Here is a 611-nt window from a genome sequence, read left to right on the forward strand (position 1 = left end):
GCTTTGGCGCAAACCGTCGCTGTCGTAAGCGCGATCTGCCAGTAGTATCTGCCCGGACCCGAGCGTCTCAAACATATCGGCTGCCGAACGTCCATCATGTGCGTGTCCGGCAGTCAGTTTCAGTCGAATTGGGCGACCATCAGCATCGACAAGTGTATGGATTTTGGTTGTCAGGCCGCCGCGCGAGCGACCCATGCAACCGGATCGCTCGTCTTTTTTGACCGTTGGCCGCATGTTGATGGACGCGGATTGACGAGGAGTCGATCATCTGGATATCGCCGTCGTAAGCTTCTGATATCGCGTTGAGAATGCGGGCCCAGTGCCCCGCATGACGCCATCTGTTGAAGCGATTTACACAGGTCGTATAAGGACCATATCGAGCTGGAATGTCTGCCCACGGCGCACCTGTTCTCAGCCGCCAGAATATACCGTTCAAAACACGTCGATCGTCAACCCGAGCCTTACCACGCACCTTGGTCGGAAGAAGCGGTTCAATCACGGACCATTCGAAATCTGTTAAATCAAAACGCCCCATCACTGCCTCCATGTCGATGGAGACAGTGAATCACAAACCATGCAATCCGGAAATCATTTTATGGGTATGTGACCTA

1 pseudogene is annotated in these 611 nt (G+C 53.7%); it reads right to left on the minus strand.

The annotated features are described in order from the left end of the window. Positions 1-535, minus strand: a pseudogene (locus tag JNC70_RS22815) (IS5 family transposase); the annotation flags it as partial. Positions 536-611: the final 76 nt, after the last annotated feature.

The organism is Brucella oryzae (assembly GCF_041929965.1).
In the GTDB taxonomy this organism is placed as follows: Bacteria; Pseudomonadota; Alphaproteobacteria; order Rhizobiales; family Rhizobiaceae; genus Brucella; species Brucella oryzae.